Here is an 18,307-nt window from a genome sequence, read left to right as displayed (position 1 = left end):
AAGATTACAATAGTAATACATCAAAGCCAGCCGAAAGATGCTGGCTTTTTTGCGTGAAAATGAGAGGAGTCGGAAGAGTGTGAATTGTACGTCATGCTGAGAAGGGTTTAAGGTCCTTCTTTTTTTGCGCGGTCCTCTTTTTCTGACATTTGTCATATTCGTTTTGTGACAACCCACACTAATTGTATCTAGCGTTTTTTCACTACACTAAGGACATCAAGTAACGAAGAAGAAATAGCGGAGGATGATACATAGTGAAAAAAGCGATTGAATGTATAAATCTAGTAAAGAAATTCGGCGACTACTGTGCCGTTGATCATATGAATCTATCATTTGAGAAAGGCCAAATATCAGCATTGCTAGGACCGAATGGCGCAGGCAAGACAACAACTATTTCCATGATACTCGGAATGACAAAGCCGACATCGGGAGAAGTCAGGGTCTTGGGGGTCCCGTCCGGAACAAAAGAATTACGGCAACGCCTGGGAGCGCTTATGCAGGATGTTAAAGCGGCAGATGGGCTTACGGTCAACGAAGTGCTTCAATTGTTCCGCAGTTATTATCGTAATCCGATGTCACTAGAGCGATTGTTAGATATTTCGGGTCTCCATGCGGATAAGAAACGGCGCGCATCCTCCCTGTCCGGAGGACAACGCCGTAGATTAGCTTTCGCTCAAAGCTTGGCGGGGAATCCAGAGCTTCTCCTGCTTGATGAACCAACTGTCGGAATGGATATCGAGGCTCGTGGTCGCTTTTGGGACACCATCCAAGCGCTGGCAAGTGACGGACGTACCGTGCTCTTAACGACACATTATTTAGAGGAAGCGGATGCTGTCGCCGATCATATCGCAGTAATCGCCAATGGACAGGTTGTTGCGGAAGGGACTCCAGAACGTTTAAAGGCACAAACAACGCTTAGAACGATTTCATTTCGAGCGGCGAACGCGCCAACCGAGCAGGAATGGCTCACATTACCCGGAGTAGAAAAGGCAGAATGCAACGGTGAGCGAATTCGTCTTTATGCCCAAGAGACAGATGTATTGTTATTTACACTGATGCAGTCTGAATGGGAAGTTTCGGATATTCATATACAATCCGCCAGCTTGGAAGATACATTCCTAAGACTTACAGACTCACATAAACCAACGAATAGATAATAGAAAACATTTTTAGGAGGAAAATAGCTATGTTACATATGTTTGTTGCCCAGACCAAAGCAGAAAGTTTACGAATTATCCGCAGTCCGTTTTTCTTACTCTTCTCCATTGCGATGCCGCTTGCTTTCTACTTTTTATTTGCGAGTATGAATGGGGTAGATAAGTCGATTCAATCGACAACTTGGGGTGTTTTTTCATTGATGTCGATGACTGCATTCAGTTTGATTGGTACAGCAGTATCTCAATTCGGAATCCGTCTATCGTTCGAGCATCAAGATGGGTGGGTACGCTTGTTGAAGCTAACTCCACTATCTCCTGCAGTCTGGATTGGCAGCAAAGTTGTATCGCAAATGGCTGTTCACTTGATCGTCATTGTTGTTATATTTTTATCTGCCGGTCTTGTTCATGATATACAATTGACAGCCGGGCAATGGATTTTATGCGGATTATGGTTATGGATTGGGAGCATATCTTTTCTGGCGCTTGGCGCATTGTTAGGAACACTTAAAAATGCTAATACCTCCGTTGCAATCGGAAATGTATTACAGATGGGTCTCGCAATCATGGGAGGGTTATGGATGCCACTTAGCACTCTGCCAAAGTGGATGGGATCGATCGGTGAATGGCTTCCATCCCATCGTTACGCAAATGGAGCATGGAATATGATCGCCGGGAAAGTTCCTGCAAGCATCGACTTTATAATATTAACAGGATGCGGTCTCTTATTTATGATACTATCTGTATATATATTTAATCGACGGGAAGCGGTGTAATTGAATCGAGAGAAATGGCGTCTCTTTCCAAGACCAGAGGGAGTCGCCCCTTATTTTTTGTTAATCAATCTAATTATTCCGATGTACTTTTTACTTCATGAGCCATCTAGTATACAGTGGCTTGGCTTTGTTCTGTTAGGCCTATTCGCTCTACTGTTTCGTCAATTCTACTTTAATGTAAAGCGGGCTCCGCAAATCTTGATGACTCAGGTAGGTATACTTTTAATTTTAGCTGCCGTATTCAACCCTATGTATACATTTATAGGCTTTATGATCGCCGCTCCGCTAAGCAAACAAAAGATGCCGATATTACTTTCCATTACGATTGTATTCCCCATAGTTATGGGGGCTATTGCTGTTCCTTACTTGGATCAGGCGGGGAGCCTATCGTGGATAGGACTGGTGCCTATATTTGGCGTTTGTATACTGCCGTATATTATTCGAACATCGATTCGATTTCAGCAGAAGTCTGCCCAATTGCGAGCAGAAACCACTGAACGAATGGCGCAGCAGGAAGAACGTCAGCGGATAGCACGTGAATTACATGATACTTTAGGACATACGCTATCATTAATTGCATTAAAAGGGGAGGTTGTAGAGAAGCTGGTCAACCGTCATCCCGAAAGAGCGATGCAAGAGGCTCGTGAAATACGAGAAACGGCGCGCGCAGCCCTGAAACAAATGCGTGAATTGGTTACAGAGATGAAAGTTGCATACTTCGCTGATGAATATAAGCATGCTGTATCATTATGTTCCACTGCTGGCATATCCTTGACATTACAATATCAATCGGTTTCAAATCTCAGTCCTTCTGAAATAGGGAGGGGAGACGCTTTACTGAAGAATCAGCTTCCGTTAACTCCGCTGCAGGAGACGATTTTAGCGATGTGTTTTCGTGAGAGCATAACGAATGTGGTTCGACATAGTGGGGCGACAAAGTGCAACATTCATTTGGACATTCAAGAAGGTGAAGTCCGTGTATCTGTAAGTGATGACGGCATTGGGGTAGATGCGGATCAACTCTATACCAGCAGTAATGGCATCGCCGGATTACGGCAACGGCTTGTTATGATAGACGGTCATATGTCGCTTACTTCATCCTCAGGCAAGGGAACAAATGTAACCTTGCATATTCCTAGGGTAATACGCAATGAAAAGGTAGGTAACGCTTAGATGATTCGTATTATTTTGGCAGAAGATCAAAAGTTATTAAGAGGAGCACTGGCAACGCTACTTTCTTTGGAAGATGATATTGAGGTAGTTGGTCAGGCCGAAAATGGCGAAGAAGTGATATCGCTGATTCAGCAGCATGAACCAGACATTGTTGTCATGGATATTGAAATGCCGCTGAAAACAGGGCTGGATATTGCGGAAATGCTTCATAAAAACAAATCGGATTGTCGTGTAATCATCTTGACGACATTTGCGCGTCCGGGATATTTTCAGCGGGCTATGCAGGCAGGGGTTTATGGATATCTTCTTAAAGATACGGGCAGTGAGGAACTGTCTGACGCAATACGCCGAGTCTATGATGGGAAACGCGTGATTAATGCGGAATTGTCTCTCGCGGTATGGGATGACCCATGTCCATTATCACCTCGTGAGCGAGATGTCATGAAGCTGGCTTCCCAAGGCTTAACTCTTCAAGAAATTGGAGAAAAATTGTTTCTATCCTATGGAACGGTACGGAACTATATGTCGGAAGCGATTGGGAAGCTTGGAGCGAATACGCGGATCGAAGCGATAGATATTGCACGTAGTAAGGGATGGTTGGATTAAGGTAATTGTCCGAGTTGATAAAGGGATTATGATCACGGGAGTTCCTAGGGAGACTCCAAAACTGTGTCTACACCCGTAGAGGTCTGTGTTGCTTGATCTCGTCATGATCATTGTTTCCACCGGCTTGTATATGCCTGAGTTGTCAGTTTTATCGTAGTTTTGTAATGTGAATCACAAAAATGAAATGGTTATAGTGTTACTATGAGTTAGAATTATGAACATGTATAAGCATTGGAGGGAATGGTGTGGTTAGCAAGAAGGTTGTCTCTCTAGCGAGTTTGCTAGTTGTCATGATTGGTATGGTATACATCGTAATTTTTAATAATTACAGCCCGGTTTCTGCTAATGTAGCTCCGTCACATATTTATGCGGTAGAAGACCACTAGCGTTGCATTAATGCTTCCACACTCACGTTGTAACACTACAACGTGCTGATTTTCACAAAGTTTTATGTTACCTGCAATTAAAAGACAGCTCCACCTAAGCGTAGGCTACCTTTCCAAAAAAAATTACCTATTTCTTTTCTTTGGCTGTTGTACTCGCACACCAGGCGTTTCCGTGGCTTCTCGCAGCTTAGGTGGACCCGTCTTTCGTTTGGTTACCTTACAGGCTTTTGGGATTCTGTGTACTTCTGTCAGAAAGGCCGACCACCTCTTCGTCGCATACAAGCGAATGAGTCGGAGAATATCCCATGTTGAATGCGTCGTATGGAGCTCACGTTTAACCAGATACGATAATCCGTATCCGACCAATGCTAGATAAATATGATTCCACACCGCGTCCGGTTGATAGCTGTAGAGTTTGGCGAACTTCAGATGCTGCTTCAGCCATTTAAAGAACAGTTCAATTAGCCAGCGATTGCGATAGACGTCCATCAGTTCTTCTGCAGGTAGGTCATGTCTGGTTGTTGCGATCCGATAAAACCGGCCTTGATCATCGTAGAACTCAATGAGGCGTAGTGGTGTTCTCATTTTAGTTTTAGGCTGGTTACCGAGGATAACCACGGCATCGCGAACGATGGTAGAGCGTTCACCCGTGGACGGTCTTTCGCTTTGAACCTCGGCGTAGTGATGATTCGCAAGCCGAATGACGAAATCGATTTTGTTCGTCACCCATTTCTCCATCCTGACATAACAAACGTAACCGCGATCCATGACATAAAGCACGTTGGGATCGACCACAACAAGATCATCCGACCCTGAAAAGTCGCTTATGTTGCCCGTGGAGGGCACGATATGGTCAGGATACGCGGTATGCTCATCGATAAACACCAAGCGAGTATGGACCTTTACACTGTTTTGTTTCTCCGTCACATACGCCCAATCGCCTAAGACAGGCGGCATGCGAAGGCTTGTGGAATCGACGATAGCCAACACGGGCTTCTTTCCCTTTAAAGAAGGTTTGATCGGCTCTCGAAGGGCATGCACCACGGCAGCAAACAAAGCTTGTGTAATCTCGACGGGCAGGCTATTCATGCGACGTGAAAGCTGAGACTTGCTGATGCTTTTCACTTGAAACTCAGCCTGAAACCCTTCATCCGAGCGAATAGCGCTTTCTATGGTACGAAGGGAGTCCCAGTTCAGCAATTGCCCGGTGATAAAAAGTTTGAGCAGCTGAACCGTTTTGAACTGTTTCCGGTAATCCAGAAAAGGGGCAACAAAATCTTGCAAAGGTAAAAGAGAAAGGCATTGACGAACGACCTGTTTATCCGATACACTCATTACGGCTACTCCTTTGTATTGGGTGTATGGATCGGTATCCTACCTCATTACAATGGAGTTTTTTTCATGCTTTGTCCATGAAAAAGGAACACAAAATTACAAAATTAGTTACTTTTAGAAAATTTATTTGCAGTGTAAGCTTTGATGCAACGCTAGTGGTAGAAGACACCACAATTATTTATGAGGGTACTGGTGGATCGAAGATTATGTATGAGGATGGAAACCTCGGATATCTTGATGTTGGTTATCAAGGAACATTTGGCGTGCCCTTGGAGGTTCAAGTGTTGCTGAAATATAACTTACCTGAAATTCCAGAAGGGTACGAGGTAGAGTCTGCCAATCTTTATTTCCCCATGATTGGTGGTAATATTCAAGGAGCGGTCAGCTTTTCATTGAAGGCTTCATCCAGCTTGAATCACGACTGGACTCAAGATACTATAACTTCTGCTACTTTACCGGCTCCTATAGCTGGATCTGCAATAACGAGATCTGTAGCTGCGAACGCCCCAATTGCTGAACCTAAGCCTGTTATTGGTCCCTTTGATTTTACAAGCTACGTCTCAGACGAAATGTACAAGTCTAATCCTCGAGCAACATTTATTTTATCAGCATTTACTGCTGAGCAAGCAGCAGCTGCGAATATAACATTTCTTGATCATTATATTCAATCAACTGAAACGCATAGGGGTGGAACTGAACGCCCTTATTTAATTATTACATATTCTGAGACTGTCAATATTGAGATAACAGGTGTAAAGGATGGAGGTCTTTATAACTCAAATGTTACGCCTCATTTTAATGTTGGAACGGCGACTTTGAATGGAGCTCCTTTCACTAGTGGTACTATCATTACAAATGAAGGTACCTATACGTTAACGGTAGCGCAAGGCAACCAAATACAAACCATTCAATTTACAATAGACAAAACACCTCCAACCGCAACCGTTGTAATTAATAATGGAAGCTACTTCACAAATCATCAATATGTAGAGGTAAGTATTACGCCAGATCCAGGCGTTAACGATATCGTTAGTATGAGGTATTCAGTTAATGAGTCTGCTATATCAACTACTCAATCCTACTATTCAGAATTTTCAATTGGGGTGGGACTTGAAAATGGCGATAAATCGGTTAGAGTTCAGTTAATTGATGCGGCGGGCAATATTTCTCCACTCTATTTTTGGGATTTTTCATTAAATACAACAATACCTACAGGACATTTAACGATTAATAGTGGTGCTGCCTATACGACAGTACAAGAGGTAGATATTCGTATTACCCCCGATGCTAGTGCTAATGAAGTTGTGACTATGCAATTTTCAACAGACAATAATAATTGGTCTTCCGCAGAAGGCTATAACCCGAGCAAAAGATATACATTGCCGCCAGGTGATGGAGATAAGACGGTTTATGTACGACTTGTCGATCGCTTTGGCAACATCGGTATACTTGAGGAAAGTATCTTGTTGAATATGACTCCTCCAACAGCTTCAGTTCTAATTAATAACGGAAACTCTTACACGAATAATACAAATGTAGCCGTTCATATAACTCCAGATGCAGGTGTAAACGATATCGCATTTATTAAATACACGATTAACGGCTTAACACCAACGACAATTGCCTATACGAACAGCTTTAATATTCATGTAGGCAACACGAATGAAGAGAAAGTGATTGCTGTAACGCTAATTGATAGTGCAGAACACATATCCCCAGAATATAGCGCAACCGTAACGTTGGATACGTTACCTCCAACAGGAACAGTTACCATTAATGGAGGAGCTGCGTATGCAACGGAAGCAGAAGTCACGCTTGAATTCACGCTGGGAGCAGATGTAACGGATGTCGCAGCCGTTCAGTTTTCTAATGACAATTTGACATGGTCAACGGAGCAAGCGTACAGCCCAAGCATGAGCTACACACTGCCGATAGGCGATGGCAGCAAGACGATCTATGTTCGATTCATTGATCATGCGGGCAATATTGGAACGGCACAGGCTAGTATTGTACTGGACACCGTAGCGCCAACGGGACAACTGATCATTAATAATAATGAGCTATACTCCAATTCGCTTGAGCTTCAGCTCACACTATCAACACTTGATTCTAGTGAACTAGCGGGAGTTCAGTTCTCGACTGATGGAACGGCTTGGTCGGCGCTTGAAGCCTATACGAACACAAAGCAGTGGCTTGTACCAGGCAATGGTGCAGTTACGATTTATGTTAAGTTTATTGATGAGGCTGGAAATGCGTATTCGACATTCAGCTCAATTTATGTAGACACCGTAAAACCAATCGTATCTGTTGCCATTGAAGACGGGGAAGTGTATACCTTCAGTGATATTGTAGATGTAACGATAACTGCATCTGATCCAGGCAGGGAGCAGGAAACGGTTACGCTTGCGATGGAGCTGTCTCATGATGGCATAAGCTGGTTACCTGTGGAAAGCTACACTCAAAGTAAACAGTGGACGGTAAGCAATGGATTCGGTGCAAAGCGTGTCTACGCTCGAGTTATAGATGAAGCAGGCAATGTTTCGGATATCGCAAGTGCTGTTATTCATTATCGATCAATTCCTCGGTTGAATAACAATACCGTAAATACGACGGAGGATACGCAGTATTCATTTGTACTCCCAAATTTCACTTATACAAATAGCGATGACATTGAGCTCGATTCTTATACACTTATCACGCTGCCAGAGCATGGTGTGCTTATGCTGGAGGAAGAAGAGGTTGAAGCAGGGGCGGTTGTGACAGCCGATCAGCTGATCGAGCTAGTATATGTTCCGCTATTAAATTGGTCTGGAGTTGAACAGCTTGAATGGCATGCTAGTGCGGATGGTGTTGCGGCCGCAGCGAATGCAATTGTTACCATTCAGGTTGCGGCAGTAAATGATGAGCCGGTTGCAGAAGATTTTACATTAACCCAAACAAACTTTAGTCCAGCAAAAGGAAACCTTGTTGCAACGGATATTGAAGGAGATTCACTAACGTACCATATTGTCGATTCACCAGTAGAAGGTCAGGTTGTACTGGATGAACATACAGGAGCGTTTACCTTTACACTGGATCGAAATCTCAATGGCAGCTATACATTCACTTATCGTGTATTTGATGGTACGGACTACTCAAATCTCGCTATTGTAACGATTAAATATACGGTGAGCACGACTGCTCCAGTTAATCCATTTATACCGGTCACGCCAACTTCAGGAAATGTAATGCTTCAGCTTGGGGAAAATGGACTTGAAGTTGCGTTTACAGGTCAAATTCATATTCAAGGAAGCTCCATTGACATTTATTTGACCAAGGAGCAGCTGACTCAGTTAGGTAAATCAAACGAGAATCAACCAGTGGATTTGCGTTTCTCGGAATCATACTCCAATGCTCAGCTAATTATAACTAATCAAGCACTGCATATGCTTGCGACTAATGGTAATCGTTTATTGCTTACTACGTCAGGCTTACAATTTATGTTGAGCAACCATGAGCTGAAGCAAATGCTCACAAAGAATTACGATAGCTATGTGATCGGTATAGAAAAAACATCAGGTGAGCTTCTTGCACATGCACAAGAGCAAGCAAGAAATGGAGCCTATCAATTAATCGGAGTGCCTATAACGTTTAAATTATTTGCACAGAGTGAAGGAGTTCATACATGGCAATTAGAAGAGCTTGGCACAATTATACTAAGCTCCACTAGTTCTAATCCAATACCAACAGCAGTATTAAAGTTTCTATCCAATGGAGAGCCAAGACCAATATTGGCAACAATGATGATTGATGATCAAAGCTATCAGATTCAGGTGTCACAATATGGATCGGGTACGTATGCTATCATTCATAAGCAACCAGCATTTACTGACATTTCGGGCTGGTCGGTTACTGCCATTGAGCAATTAGCCTCCATGCTTATACTCAATGGTGTGAACGAAACAACCTTTGAACCGACACGTGCGATTACAAGAGCGGAGTTTGCGAGTTTGATTAGCAAGGCTTTGGGACTTGTGAAGACATCTGGAAGCATGATATATACCGATGTTGCTGCAGAAGCATGGTATTCTGATGCAATAGCTGCAGTGGCAGAGCTTGGCTTCATGAATGGATATCCAGATGGTTCTTATCGACCGGCACAGCAAATTACAAGGGAAGAAGCTATCGTAATTGTAGCAAGAGTGTTCGGCTACCTTGGATCAAGTAACACATTATCTGATTCTGATGTTGAAAGCATTCTTAGTGGATATAGCGATCAAGCGCAAATTAGCAGCTGGTCACGAGAACATATTGCATTAGCAGTAGCAGAAGGTATTATTATGGGCGATAACGGAAAGCTATCTGTAAAGGATCAGATTACAAGAGAGCAAATTGCGGTAATTATTGTTCGATTGTTAGAGCGTGCAGATATAATATAATTAGCTATATTGAGCAGGCAGGTGAGTCAGAATGAGTGAAAAATTTTGGTTGGTGGTGCAATATCCTCTGAAAAGCGCAAAAGGCAGCCAACGTGACGTCTGGTTAAGAGATAAAGTGACGGAGTACTTGGACATATCTCTAGCTGATGCTAACCTAGGTTGTGTTGATGGCTTTGATATGGGTAAATGCATTTCCGACCCGAAAAAATATGCGCTTAATATATTTTGTATCATTACCGAAGAAGAACGGAGTATAGCCTTGGTAAAAAGAGTTTTAAGAGACAGCAGGCTCGATTATACTCGCATAAAAATTGCTACAATGCCCTATGGAGAATTAGGAACATATACTCTGAAATATGCCTATAAAAAGGGTGTTACCGATTTTTCACTATAGCATGGTTTTGTGTTTCATCAACGCTAAAGCCAAATAAAAAGGAGCAGAAGTGATGTTTGAAATAAAATCAGATCGTTTGCGTGTTGAGATTGCTCACCCGAACGAAGTACCCAATATAACTACGCGTTTCGACCGTGCGGGATTTATAACCGAAATCGTGCTTGATGGGGTGCATCGTTTCTGCGCCTCGGAGCCTAATAATCTCTCCCATCCGTCTTCCGGCGGACGCGGACTTTGCAGCGAATATGTATTCGATGTCAGCGCAGAGGCAAAGATAGGCGAGCCTTTCCCAAAATTCGGCGTCGGTCTTTTAAATAAGTTCGAAGACGCGCCGTACAAGTTCTGGGAAAGATACGATGCCGAGCAGTACAACATTCGTGTCGAGGATAGTAAGGACGGCGCCAGATTCATAACGGAACCGCGACTTTGTATGGGTTATGCAATAAGCTAAAAAAAAGATATATTGGTTAAGGATAATAGGCTCATCATGCAAATCACGGTTAAGAACGAGGGAGAAAAGCCGGTAAGCATCCGCGAATATTGCCATAATTTTCTTACCATAAATTCTATGGCCCTTGGGCCGGATTACAAGATACGAATGGATTCGATCAAAGACATGGGGAAAGACGTGCTAAACGGGCAAATAAAAGGTGATGGACATGGATTTACCTTTGCGCAATATTCGCCTTCACCTGCCTCTGTAAAGGTGCCGCTGGAAGAGATACAAACAGGCAAACCAAATATATTTGAATGGTCGATGATCAATGAAGCTTCCGGCGCCCGTATAGACGTAAAGGACGAGATTGATATCTGCGGCATGACGATGTGGTGCGCAGATCATATAATAAGCGTAGAAGCCTTTCACAAGCTGGAGCTTGCGCCGGGTCAAAGTAATACATGGCAGCGCACCTGGATTTTTGACAACATATGAAGCACTGTAAAGCAAGCATAAACGGCCTTATTGCGCCCTTTTAATGAAGCCACCAGACTATCGGGATGAATAGGATGGAAATGACGATCCCGGTTATTCCCATCGCAAGGCCTGCGTAACTGCCAGCTTGCTCGTTATCGCGCATCAGGCGTGAGGTCCCGATGCCATGTGACGCGGTGCCAATGGCAAGTCCAAGAGGTATGGCGCCATCCAATCGCAGCAATCGCAATAATAGCGGTCCTAGCATACTGCCGGTCAGTCCGGTCAGCACGCTCAAGACGGCTGCTAGCTCAGGCGGTTTGCCAAGGCTGCGCGAAAGCTCGACGGAAATGGCAGAGGTGGCCGATTTTGAGAGAGAAGCGATTAATAGATCCCAGCTCCCGCCAAAAGTGAACACTAGAAACCAAGATGAAGCGATGCCGACGGCACTGCCAACCGTAATGGAGCCGACGATACGAATAAAATGTTCGCGTATCTCGTAACGTCGTTTATAGAGGGGGACCGCAAGCGCTACTGTCGCAGGCCCGAGAAAGAACGCGATGATATCGCCGCCTTTGGCGTAAGATTCATAAGGGATATCAGCGAGGATGAGCAGCAGGATGGTTCCACCTGAAGTAAGGAATAAGGGGTGAAGCCACAACCATCGGCGCTGCAAGTGCAAGGACAACACATAGAATCCTACCGTCACAGTAACGCCAAAAACCGGGGAAGACAACAATGAATCGAGCGCATTCATTCCTTTTTCCTTCTTTCAGGCCAAAATTTTGCCGTGAGCGCAGTAGCGAGCACGACTGACAATGTTCCAAACAACAAGGACATGACTAGAGCAGACCATTCCTTCTGGAATAATGGGAAGAAAACCATTGCGCCGACAATGAGGGGTGCAAAGAAAAGCATCATATTCTTAAGCAGCCACAAGGATACGTTTTCCACCGATTCTAGCTTTACCCATCCAAGCGCAAGAGAGAGAAACAGGAGAAGAAGCCCGATCACGTTTCCAGGAAGCGGGACGCCAGCAAGCTTTTCCAAAATCGTACCTAATAATAAGAAGAAAAATAAAATGGCTATTCCACGCATATGACCATCATCTCCAAATGGAATTGTTCCGTATGATGAACCATGTTTTATTATGGATCAATAATATCGCTTACGTTCAATCAACTTTAGCACCATAAGAACGTGAGAACAAAACAGATTGTTCCCTATCCATTCGAATACCCTTTAGAGCAAATGCTTTGAAATCGACACCATCCATTGTAGCGCCACGGATGTCAGCCCCCTGTAATTTCGCGTTTGATAAAATCGCTCTAGTAAAATCACATTCCCTCAGATCCGCTTTTTCTAGATTTGCTTCAGAGAGATCCGCCTCGTAAAAACGAATCCCGCGTAAATGCTGTCTTGTTAATCTGGCATGTCTAAGGTTTGTGTAAGACCAGTCTCCTTGAAGAATCGTGATCCCATCCATATTTGAGTTTGAAAAGTCCGACCCTGTCATTTTGCAATTTTCAAATTTTGAAACAAAGAGATTTGCTTGGCTAAAGTTACAGTTTTCAAAAGCGGATTCCGTATGAATGGAGCCATTTAGTGATGCCCCTTGAAATTTGCACTCAATGAAGCGACAGTTTTTCGTCATTATTTCCTCCAATGCCCCGTTAGAAAAATGACATCGATTGAAGGTGCAACTAACCAATTCTCCATACCTTAAATCTTGGCTGCTAAAATTAACTCCATCATAATTTTCATTACTATATTGAAACATAATAACGCCTCCCGAGTATCGATTATCGAATAATCATTCCCATAAGCCCCACAAAAGTCGAGGCCTGATGGCTAGAAATCATACATCCATCTAAATCCTGAAGCTCTACGCTTAATTCGTCAAAGGTACAATCGCTAAGATCGACGCCCATTAACTTTGATCCGATCATATAAGCCTGATCAATATTACAACGAGTAAAACATATTTTTTGAAAAGTAGAATTATAATAGTCGGCGCTTATTAATGAACAATCTTCAAAACCCGCCTGTTTAAATGTAGCGAAGCGAAAATTCGAATAGTCGCCCAAGCAGTCCAGAAAACGGACATTTTGAAATCTGCTTTGAGAGAAGCTTGTACCAATGAGCTTGCAATTTCTAAATTCAATACGATGCATAAATGAACTTGAAAAATTAACATTCGAAAAATCGCAGTTCTCGAAAACAATATCCGTAAGTTCGATTTGTTCCAACGATGACTCCGTAATGGTTACGTTTCTAAAAATCATTTTATCCATGGAAACCCTGATTGCATCCTGAGATTCAATTGTTGTATTTTCAATAACTCCATTGCTGATCTCATCTTTTGATTCTAATGAGCGAATGGATTTTGTTTCGAGTAACTCAACTAGAATTTTAGGTTGCTCAATTTTAAATTTCACATTATCCCCCATCTTTCATCGTCTGATAGATCATTAGTCGGATAGTTATATAAAGAAGAACATATGTACTATAGTACACTTGTGTAGATTAAATAGGAAGAATCAATTATCCACGATAACGAGAAAGGGACTTTGCCCCTGTAATAGGGGGCAAGTTCCTTTTTGCATTTCACCGCAATTTCCAACTTGACTGAACGATAAAACAAAATATAGGCATTTTAATCAGTAACAAGTGCGGAGATCCATTCATATGTTGTCATTAAAATTGGCGGAGCTCATTGGGGAGGTTGGTCCTGATCTTATTCCAGTGCGAGGTTATGCTGCCAGCAATATAAAAAATGGAGGCAAGAGTATGACTAATTTCCAAAATGATTTATCGAATTTAAGTGTTTCCCCAATTACGGCCAGCGAGGCGACTCCTTGGAACGTGCAAAACGAGCAACCAGCTCGTTTATGCTTCTTCAGTTGTTTAAATTGCTTCTTTAGTTGTTTTAACTGCTTCAATTGCCACAACTGCCATAACTGTCATAACTGCCACAACTGTCAAAATTGCCACAACTGCCATAACTGCCACAACTGTCATAACTGCCATAACTGTCAACATGGAGGAAGATAAGACGGAGAACGGCCACTGAATCAATCTGGTGCACGCCCCTAAAATAGAGATTAGAGAAACCCCCTGGTCAATCTAATCTGATTTTGGGGGTATTTTGCTTTGGCAGTGAAAGGACGGAAGTTACAACGTTGCTGACATGACGGACAAAGAGCTGGACATAGAATTATTTGTAAAGTATTGGGGCAGATCGAGAACAGCTAATGAGGAGGAGTAGAATGAGAAAGTTAAATCCTTCCATGCGTCTAAAGGTGAAACGAGATACGTTTTTTCTCCCTGATTCGAGCGGTGTGTATTTCCGAAATAATGCAAGCTCGTTCCGCATGGAAGGTGAGGCGATCGATAAGTGGATTGAAAAGCTGATACCGATATTCAACGGGGAGCATAGATTGGGGGATTTAACAAACGGCTTGCCGGACCAACACCGGAACCAGGTATATGACATTGCAGAAGTCTTGTATCGCAATGGCTATGTTCGGGATGTAGGCCAAGATGCACCTCATCAATTGCCGGAAGAGGTTCTCGAAAAGTATGCTTCTCAAATTGAGTTTTTGGATCATTTTGGTGATTCGGGTGCGTACCGGTTTCAATCCTATCGTCAGGCGAACGTATTGGTGGTCGGTTCCGGTCCATTTTTGATATCGGCGATTTCTGCGCTGCTGGAATCCGGGCTGCCAAGGTTTTATGTTCTGGTCTCGGGTTCGGATTCTACTGACCTGCAACGAATGGCGGAAATAGCGGCACATGCCCGTAAGTCCGATTCCGAGGTGGCTGTTGCGGAAGTTACCTTACCCAAGGAGGAGGAGAGTGACTGGCGGGAGATTGTAAGGCCGTTTGATTCGATATTGTTCGTGTCGCGAGAGGACGATATCGAGGGCCTTCAAGCTCTTCATGCCGCTTGCAGGGAGGAGAAAAAGGTATTTCTTTCTGCTGTATTCGTGCAACAAGCCGGCATGGCGGGACCGCTAGTGTGTCCGGATGCCGAGGGATGCTGGGAGTCTGCATGGCGTCGCATACACCAATCCGCGATTTCTAAAGATCCGCAATTGCATGCCTTTTCTTCTACGGCAGGAGCGATGTTGGCCAATGTGATCGTGTTTGAATTATTTAAAAAGTTGACGGGAACGGACGATTCGGAACAAAATAATCGGTTTTATCTATTGGATCTGGAGACCTTGGAAGGAAGGTGGCATTCGTTTATCACTCATCCGCTTGTGACCGGATTTCGCACGCCTGAATGGATTCATGATTTGGACCAACGGCTCGAACGGAGATCGAACAAAAGCGAGAACGGATTAATTCCTTACTTCATCCGACTGACATCGGCGGAATCAGGGATTTTTTATGTTTGGGAAGAGGGGGATTTAAAGCAGCTGCCGCTATCTCAGTGCCGCGTTCAGGCAATCGATCCAATAACGGAAGGACCGGCCGGTCTGCTTCCGGACATCATCTGTGCCGATCTGACGCATGAGGAGGCAAGGAGGGAAGCGGGATTAGCCGGAATTGAAGCCTATGTATCGAGAATGGTTGGTCTGCCCGTTTCTCTGGAAACGCAGGAGTTTATTGGCGTAGGAGCAGGCGAAACGGTTGCGGAAGGTATTTGCCGAGGGTTGCAAAGATGCTTGGACGAAGTATTGGTCACGCGGCGGGCGCATCAGTTATCCATTGTCTCCCGGGTACAGTTAGGTACGGTAGAAGATCGACACTGCTCTTATTATCTGCAGGCATTGACGACCATGAAGGGAGAGCCATTGATCGCCATGGGAGAGGAAGCGTACGGATTTCCTGTGATGTGGGTCGGTATGAGGGATGGCTGGTATGGACATGCAGGCTTAAATGTGACATTAGCTTTGCGGAAGGCATTGCAACAGGCTCTGCTAGCAGCACAAAACCAATCGGATGGCCTCCATTCGCAAGCATTGGCGTTTTCATCCGTACATCTGGAAGAGCGGTTGCCAATAAGGCCCGTCGAGATCCCTGCCTGTGAAGCGACGTCGCAACATGAGGTGCTTCAGTCCGCCTTGCAGGTTTTGAATTCGAACCGTACGAGGCTCCTGGCTCTCGATCTGGCAATAGAACCGTTTTTGAAGGAGGAAATAGCAGGAGTATTTGGTGTGGTGCTGCGAGAGGAGGAATCCCGGTGAGCGCTAGAATTGCGATTGCGGGAGAAGGGGTATTGGCAGACAGCGTGTATGGGGAACTATCAGCGGAATTTGAGATTGTTCGGCAGATCGATTTCGCGGCAGGAGTACCTGAAACGGTAGATTTGGTGCTGGTGTTGCACGATGCCTGGCATCCTTATGTTCATCAAAAGGCGGAAGAGGCGCTGCAACCGGCTGGCATCCCTTGGCTGCGCGGTTTCGTTTCATTTGGTGAAGGCGTGGTCGGACCGTTGGTTCGTCCGGGTATGCAAGGTTGCTCCCAGTGTGCAGACACGCGGCGCCTCATGGCGGGACGTGAACGCAAAGAGATGCGGGGGCTAAAGCAGAGGTTGGGAACGCATGGGGGGATTTCGCGTGATGCATGGGCGTCGCGTACGGGGCTTATCCAGGTCGCTCGATTGCTGGCAGATGAGACTCGAAGGTTATTGCAAGGCAAAACGGTTCAATCGGCAGGGAAGATGTTTTTGATCAACTTAAAAACGCTGGAGAGCACCCTTCACCGCATTCTTCCCGATCCGCTGTGTCCGTTTTGCAGTCGATTAGTGGATGATTCATCGACGGCAGCCCGTATTTCGCTGCAACCAAGCCCTAAGATTAGCGCAGACAGTTATCGCTGCCGCTCCATGGATGAGTTGAGTAAAGTATTGACCAACGACTACCTGGATTACCGAACCGGCTTTTTGAATTTGAAATTGGCTAACCTTAAGTCGCTATTTGCCGACGTGAGTGTCAATCTGCCGTTGCTCGGAGAGGATGTGGGATCGGCGGGCCGATCTCACTCCTATGCGGCGAGCGAGTTGACCGCTATATTGGAGGGGCTCGAGCGATACTGCGGTTTGGCGCCCCGAAGCAAACGGACGGTAGTCCACGGCAGCTTCCGCAGCCTGAAAGATCAAGCGCTCGACCCTGTTACCGTAGGGGTGCATACAGAGGAGCAATATGCCCAGCCAACGGCTTCTTTTACAACGTTTAATCCCGATCAGCCGATCGATTGGGTATGGGGCTATTCGTTTTTGCAAGAGCGTCCAATCTTGGTTCCAGAGCAGCTCGCCTACTACGGCACGGGCTGCGGGCACCACTTTGTGTTTGAAACGTCCAATGGGTGCGCGTTAGGCGGGAGCTTGGAGGAGGCTGTTTTTTACGGCATATTGGAAGTGGTGGAGCGGGATTCGTTTCTGATGACCTGGTACGCTCAGCTGCCTCTCCCGCGCCTTGACTTAAATTCAGCTAATGACCCGGAATTGCGATTAATGATCGATCGATTACAGGCAGTGGCGGGTTTTGATGTACATTTCTTTAACTCGACGATGGAGAATGGCATTCCAAGTGTATGGGGAATCGCGAAAAACAGAAATCAAACAGGAGTGAATCTCATCTGTGCGGCCGGAGCTCATCCGGATCCGGTAAGGGCCGTGAAGGGGGCGGTTCTCGAGTTGGCCGGCATGATGCAGTCGCTTGACGAGAAATTGGATGCGAACCGCGAGGCATATGTTCGAATGTTCCATGATTCATCCCTGGTGCGGCAGATGGAGGATCATTCCCTGCTTTACGGATTGCCGCAAGCGCAGGAGCGTCTGAACTTTCTGCTGGATGAAAATCGCCCCTTGCGAACGTTTGAAGAGGAATTCAAGCGGGGAGCAAGGCATACGGATTTAACGGATGATCTGAAGGATATTCTCCATACATTCCGCCGGCTCCATCTCGATGTGATCGTAGTAGATGTAACAGCGCCGGAAATTAAACGAAATGGTCTGCATTGCGTAAAAGTGCTGGTCCCCGGGATGCTGCCGATGACATTCGGGCACCAGTTTACCCGTCTGGCAGGGCTGGAGCGGGTGCTCCGCGTACCTGCAGAGCTCGGGTACGTAAAGGAGCCGCTTGGGCTAGAGGATCTCAATCCCAATCCGCATCCGTTTCCATAAGTATAAAAAATGCGGCGTGG

At 45.0% G+C, this 18,307-nt stretch carries 16 protein-coding genes; 10 read left to right on the top strand and 6 right to left on the bottom strand.

All coding sequences use genetic code 11. From position 1 onward, the window contains the following. Positions 1–254: 254 nt before the first annotated feature. The 4 genes from H7F31_RS33910 to H7F31_RS33895 are packed head-to-tail and all read left to right on the top strand — an operon-like array spanning position 255 to position 3,709. On the top strand, positions 255–1,157 hold the full coding sequence (locus H7F31_RS33910; protein ID WP_187102462.1) for an ABC transporter ATP-binding protein: 903 nt from the start codon (positions 255–257) through the stop codon (positions 1,155–1,157). Positions 1,158–1,186: 29 nt separating this feature from the next. Then, positions 1,187–1,930, top strand: coding sequence for an ABC transporter permease (locus tag H7F31_RS33905; RefSeq protein ID WP_187102461.1), 744 nt, complete (start codon positions 1,187–1,189; stop codon positions 1,928–1,930). Next, positions 1,931–3,103, top strand: coding sequence for a sensor histidine kinase (locus H7F31_RS33900; RefSeq protein WP_187102460.1), 1,173 nt, complete (start codon positions 1,931–1,933; stop codon positions 3,101–3,103). After that, positions 3,104–3,709: a response regulator transcription factor gene (locus tag H7F31_RS33895; RefSeq protein ID WP_187102459.1), complete on the top strand. Its 606-nt coding sequence runs from the start codon at positions 3,104–3,106 to the stop codon at positions 3,707–3,709. A 509-nt stretch (positions 3,710–4,218) separates the two neighbouring features. On the opposite strand, the gene H7F31_RS33890 is transcribed toward H7F31_RS33895, so the two are convergent. After that, a complete protein-coding gene (locus H7F31_RS33890) occupies positions 4,219–5,430 on the bottom strand; it encodes an IS4 family transposase (protein ID WP_187101916.1) in 1,212 nt (403 codons plus the stop codon). Positions 5,431–5,507: 77 nt separating this feature from the next. Between H7F31_RS33890 and H7F31_RS33885 the strand changes: the two genes are divergently transcribed. From H7F31_RS33885 to H7F31_RS33870, 4 genes are read left to right on the top strand one after another with little or no spacing between them, the layout of a single operon-like run. Then, positions 5,508–9,848 (top strand): S-layer homology domain-containing protein, encoded by a 4,341-nt coding sequence (locus H7F31_RS33885; RefSeq protein ID WP_261800598.1) that lies wholly within the window; start codon positions 5,508–5,510, stop codon positions 9,846–9,848. Positions 9,849–9,879: 31 nt separating this feature from the next. Then, positions 9,880–10,242 carry a hypothetical protein gene (locus H7F31_RS33880; RefSeq protein WP_187102457.1) on the top strand — a complete coding sequence of 121 codons (363 nt, stop codon included), beginning with the start codon at positions 9,880–9,882 and terminating at the stop codon, positions 10,240–10,242. 52 nt (positions 10,243–10,294) lie between these two features. Then, positions 10,295–10,693 carry a hypothetical protein gene (locus tag H7F31_RS33875; protein WP_187102456.1) on the top strand — a complete coding sequence of 133 codons (399 nt, stop codon included), beginning with the start codon at positions 10,295–10,297 and terminating at the stop codon, positions 10,691–10,693. A 36-nt stretch (positions 10,694–10,729) separates the two neighbouring features. After that, positions 10,730–11,173 carry a hypothetical protein gene (locus H7F31_RS33870; protein ID WP_187102455.1) on the top strand — a complete coding sequence of 148 codons (444 nt, stop codon included), beginning with the start codon at positions 10,730–10,732 and terminating at the stop codon, positions 11,171–11,173. 40 nt (positions 11,174–11,213) lie between these two features. Here the strand turns inward: H7F31_RS33870 and H7F31_RS33865 are convergent, their stop codons facing one another. From H7F31_RS33865 to H7F31_RS33845, 5 genes are all read right to left on the bottom strand, one after another. Next, positions 11,214–11,909 carry an LrgB family protein gene (locus tag H7F31_RS33865; protein ID WP_187102454.1) on the bottom strand — a complete coding sequence of 232 codons (696 nt, stop codon included), beginning with the start codon at positions 11,907–11,909 and terminating at the stop codon, positions 11,214–11,216. Further along, positions 11,906–12,250, bottom strand: coding sequence for a CidA/LrgA family protein (locus tag H7F31_RS33860; protein ID WP_187102453.1), 345 nt, complete (start codon positions 12,248–12,250; stop codon positions 11,906–11,908). Before H7F31_RS33860 ends, H7F31_RS33865 begins: the two co-directional genes overlap by 4 nt. Before the next feature lie 76 nt (positions 12,251–12,326). After that, positions 12,327–12,932 (bottom strand): pentapeptide repeat-containing protein, encoded by a 606-nt coding sequence (locus H7F31_RS33855; RefSeq protein WP_187102452.1) that lies wholly within the window; start codon positions 12,930–12,932, stop codon positions 12,327–12,329. Between the two features lie 22 nt (positions 12,933–12,954). Then, positions 12,955–13,590 (bottom strand): pentapeptide repeat-containing protein, encoded by a 636-nt coding sequence (locus H7F31_RS33850; protein ID WP_187102451.1) that lies wholly within the window; start codon positions 13,588–13,590, stop codon positions 12,955–12,957. A 469-nt stretch (positions 13,591–14,059) separates the two neighbouring features. Then, the gene (locus H7F31_RS33845; protein ID WP_187102450.1) at positions 14,060–14,230 is read right to left on the bottom strand and encodes a hypothetical protein; all 171 of its coding nucleotides are present in this window, start codon (positions 14,228–14,230) and stop codon (positions 14,060–14,062) included. Between the two features lie 191 nt (positions 14,231–14,421). Between H7F31_RS33845 and H7F31_RS33840 the strand changes: the two genes are divergently transcribed. Next, positions 14,422–16,347: a putative thiazole-containing bacteriocin maturation protein gene (locus H7F31_RS33840; RefSeq protein WP_187102449.1), complete on the top strand. Its 1,926-nt coding sequence runs from the start codon at positions 14,422–14,424 to the stop codon at positions 16,345–16,347. Continuing rightward, a complete protein-coding gene (locus H7F31_RS33835; protein ID WP_187102448.1) occupies positions 16,344–18,287 on the top strand; it encodes a TOMM precursor leader peptide-binding protein in 1,944 nt (647 codons plus the stop codon). The genes H7F31_RS33840 and H7F31_RS33835 overlap by 4 nt, the downstream gene beginning before the upstream one ends. Positions 18,288–18,307: the final 20 nt, after the last annotated feature.

The sequence above is a fragment of the Paenibacillus sp. PAMC21692 genome (assembly GCF_014303795.1).
GTDB classification, from domain to species: Bacteria; Bacillota; Bacilli; order Paenibacillales; family Paenibacillaceae; genus Pristimantibacillus; species Pristimantibacillus agaridevorans.
Note: the sequence above shows the minus strand (reverse complement) of the source record. Positions and strands in the feature narration are given on the sequence as shown.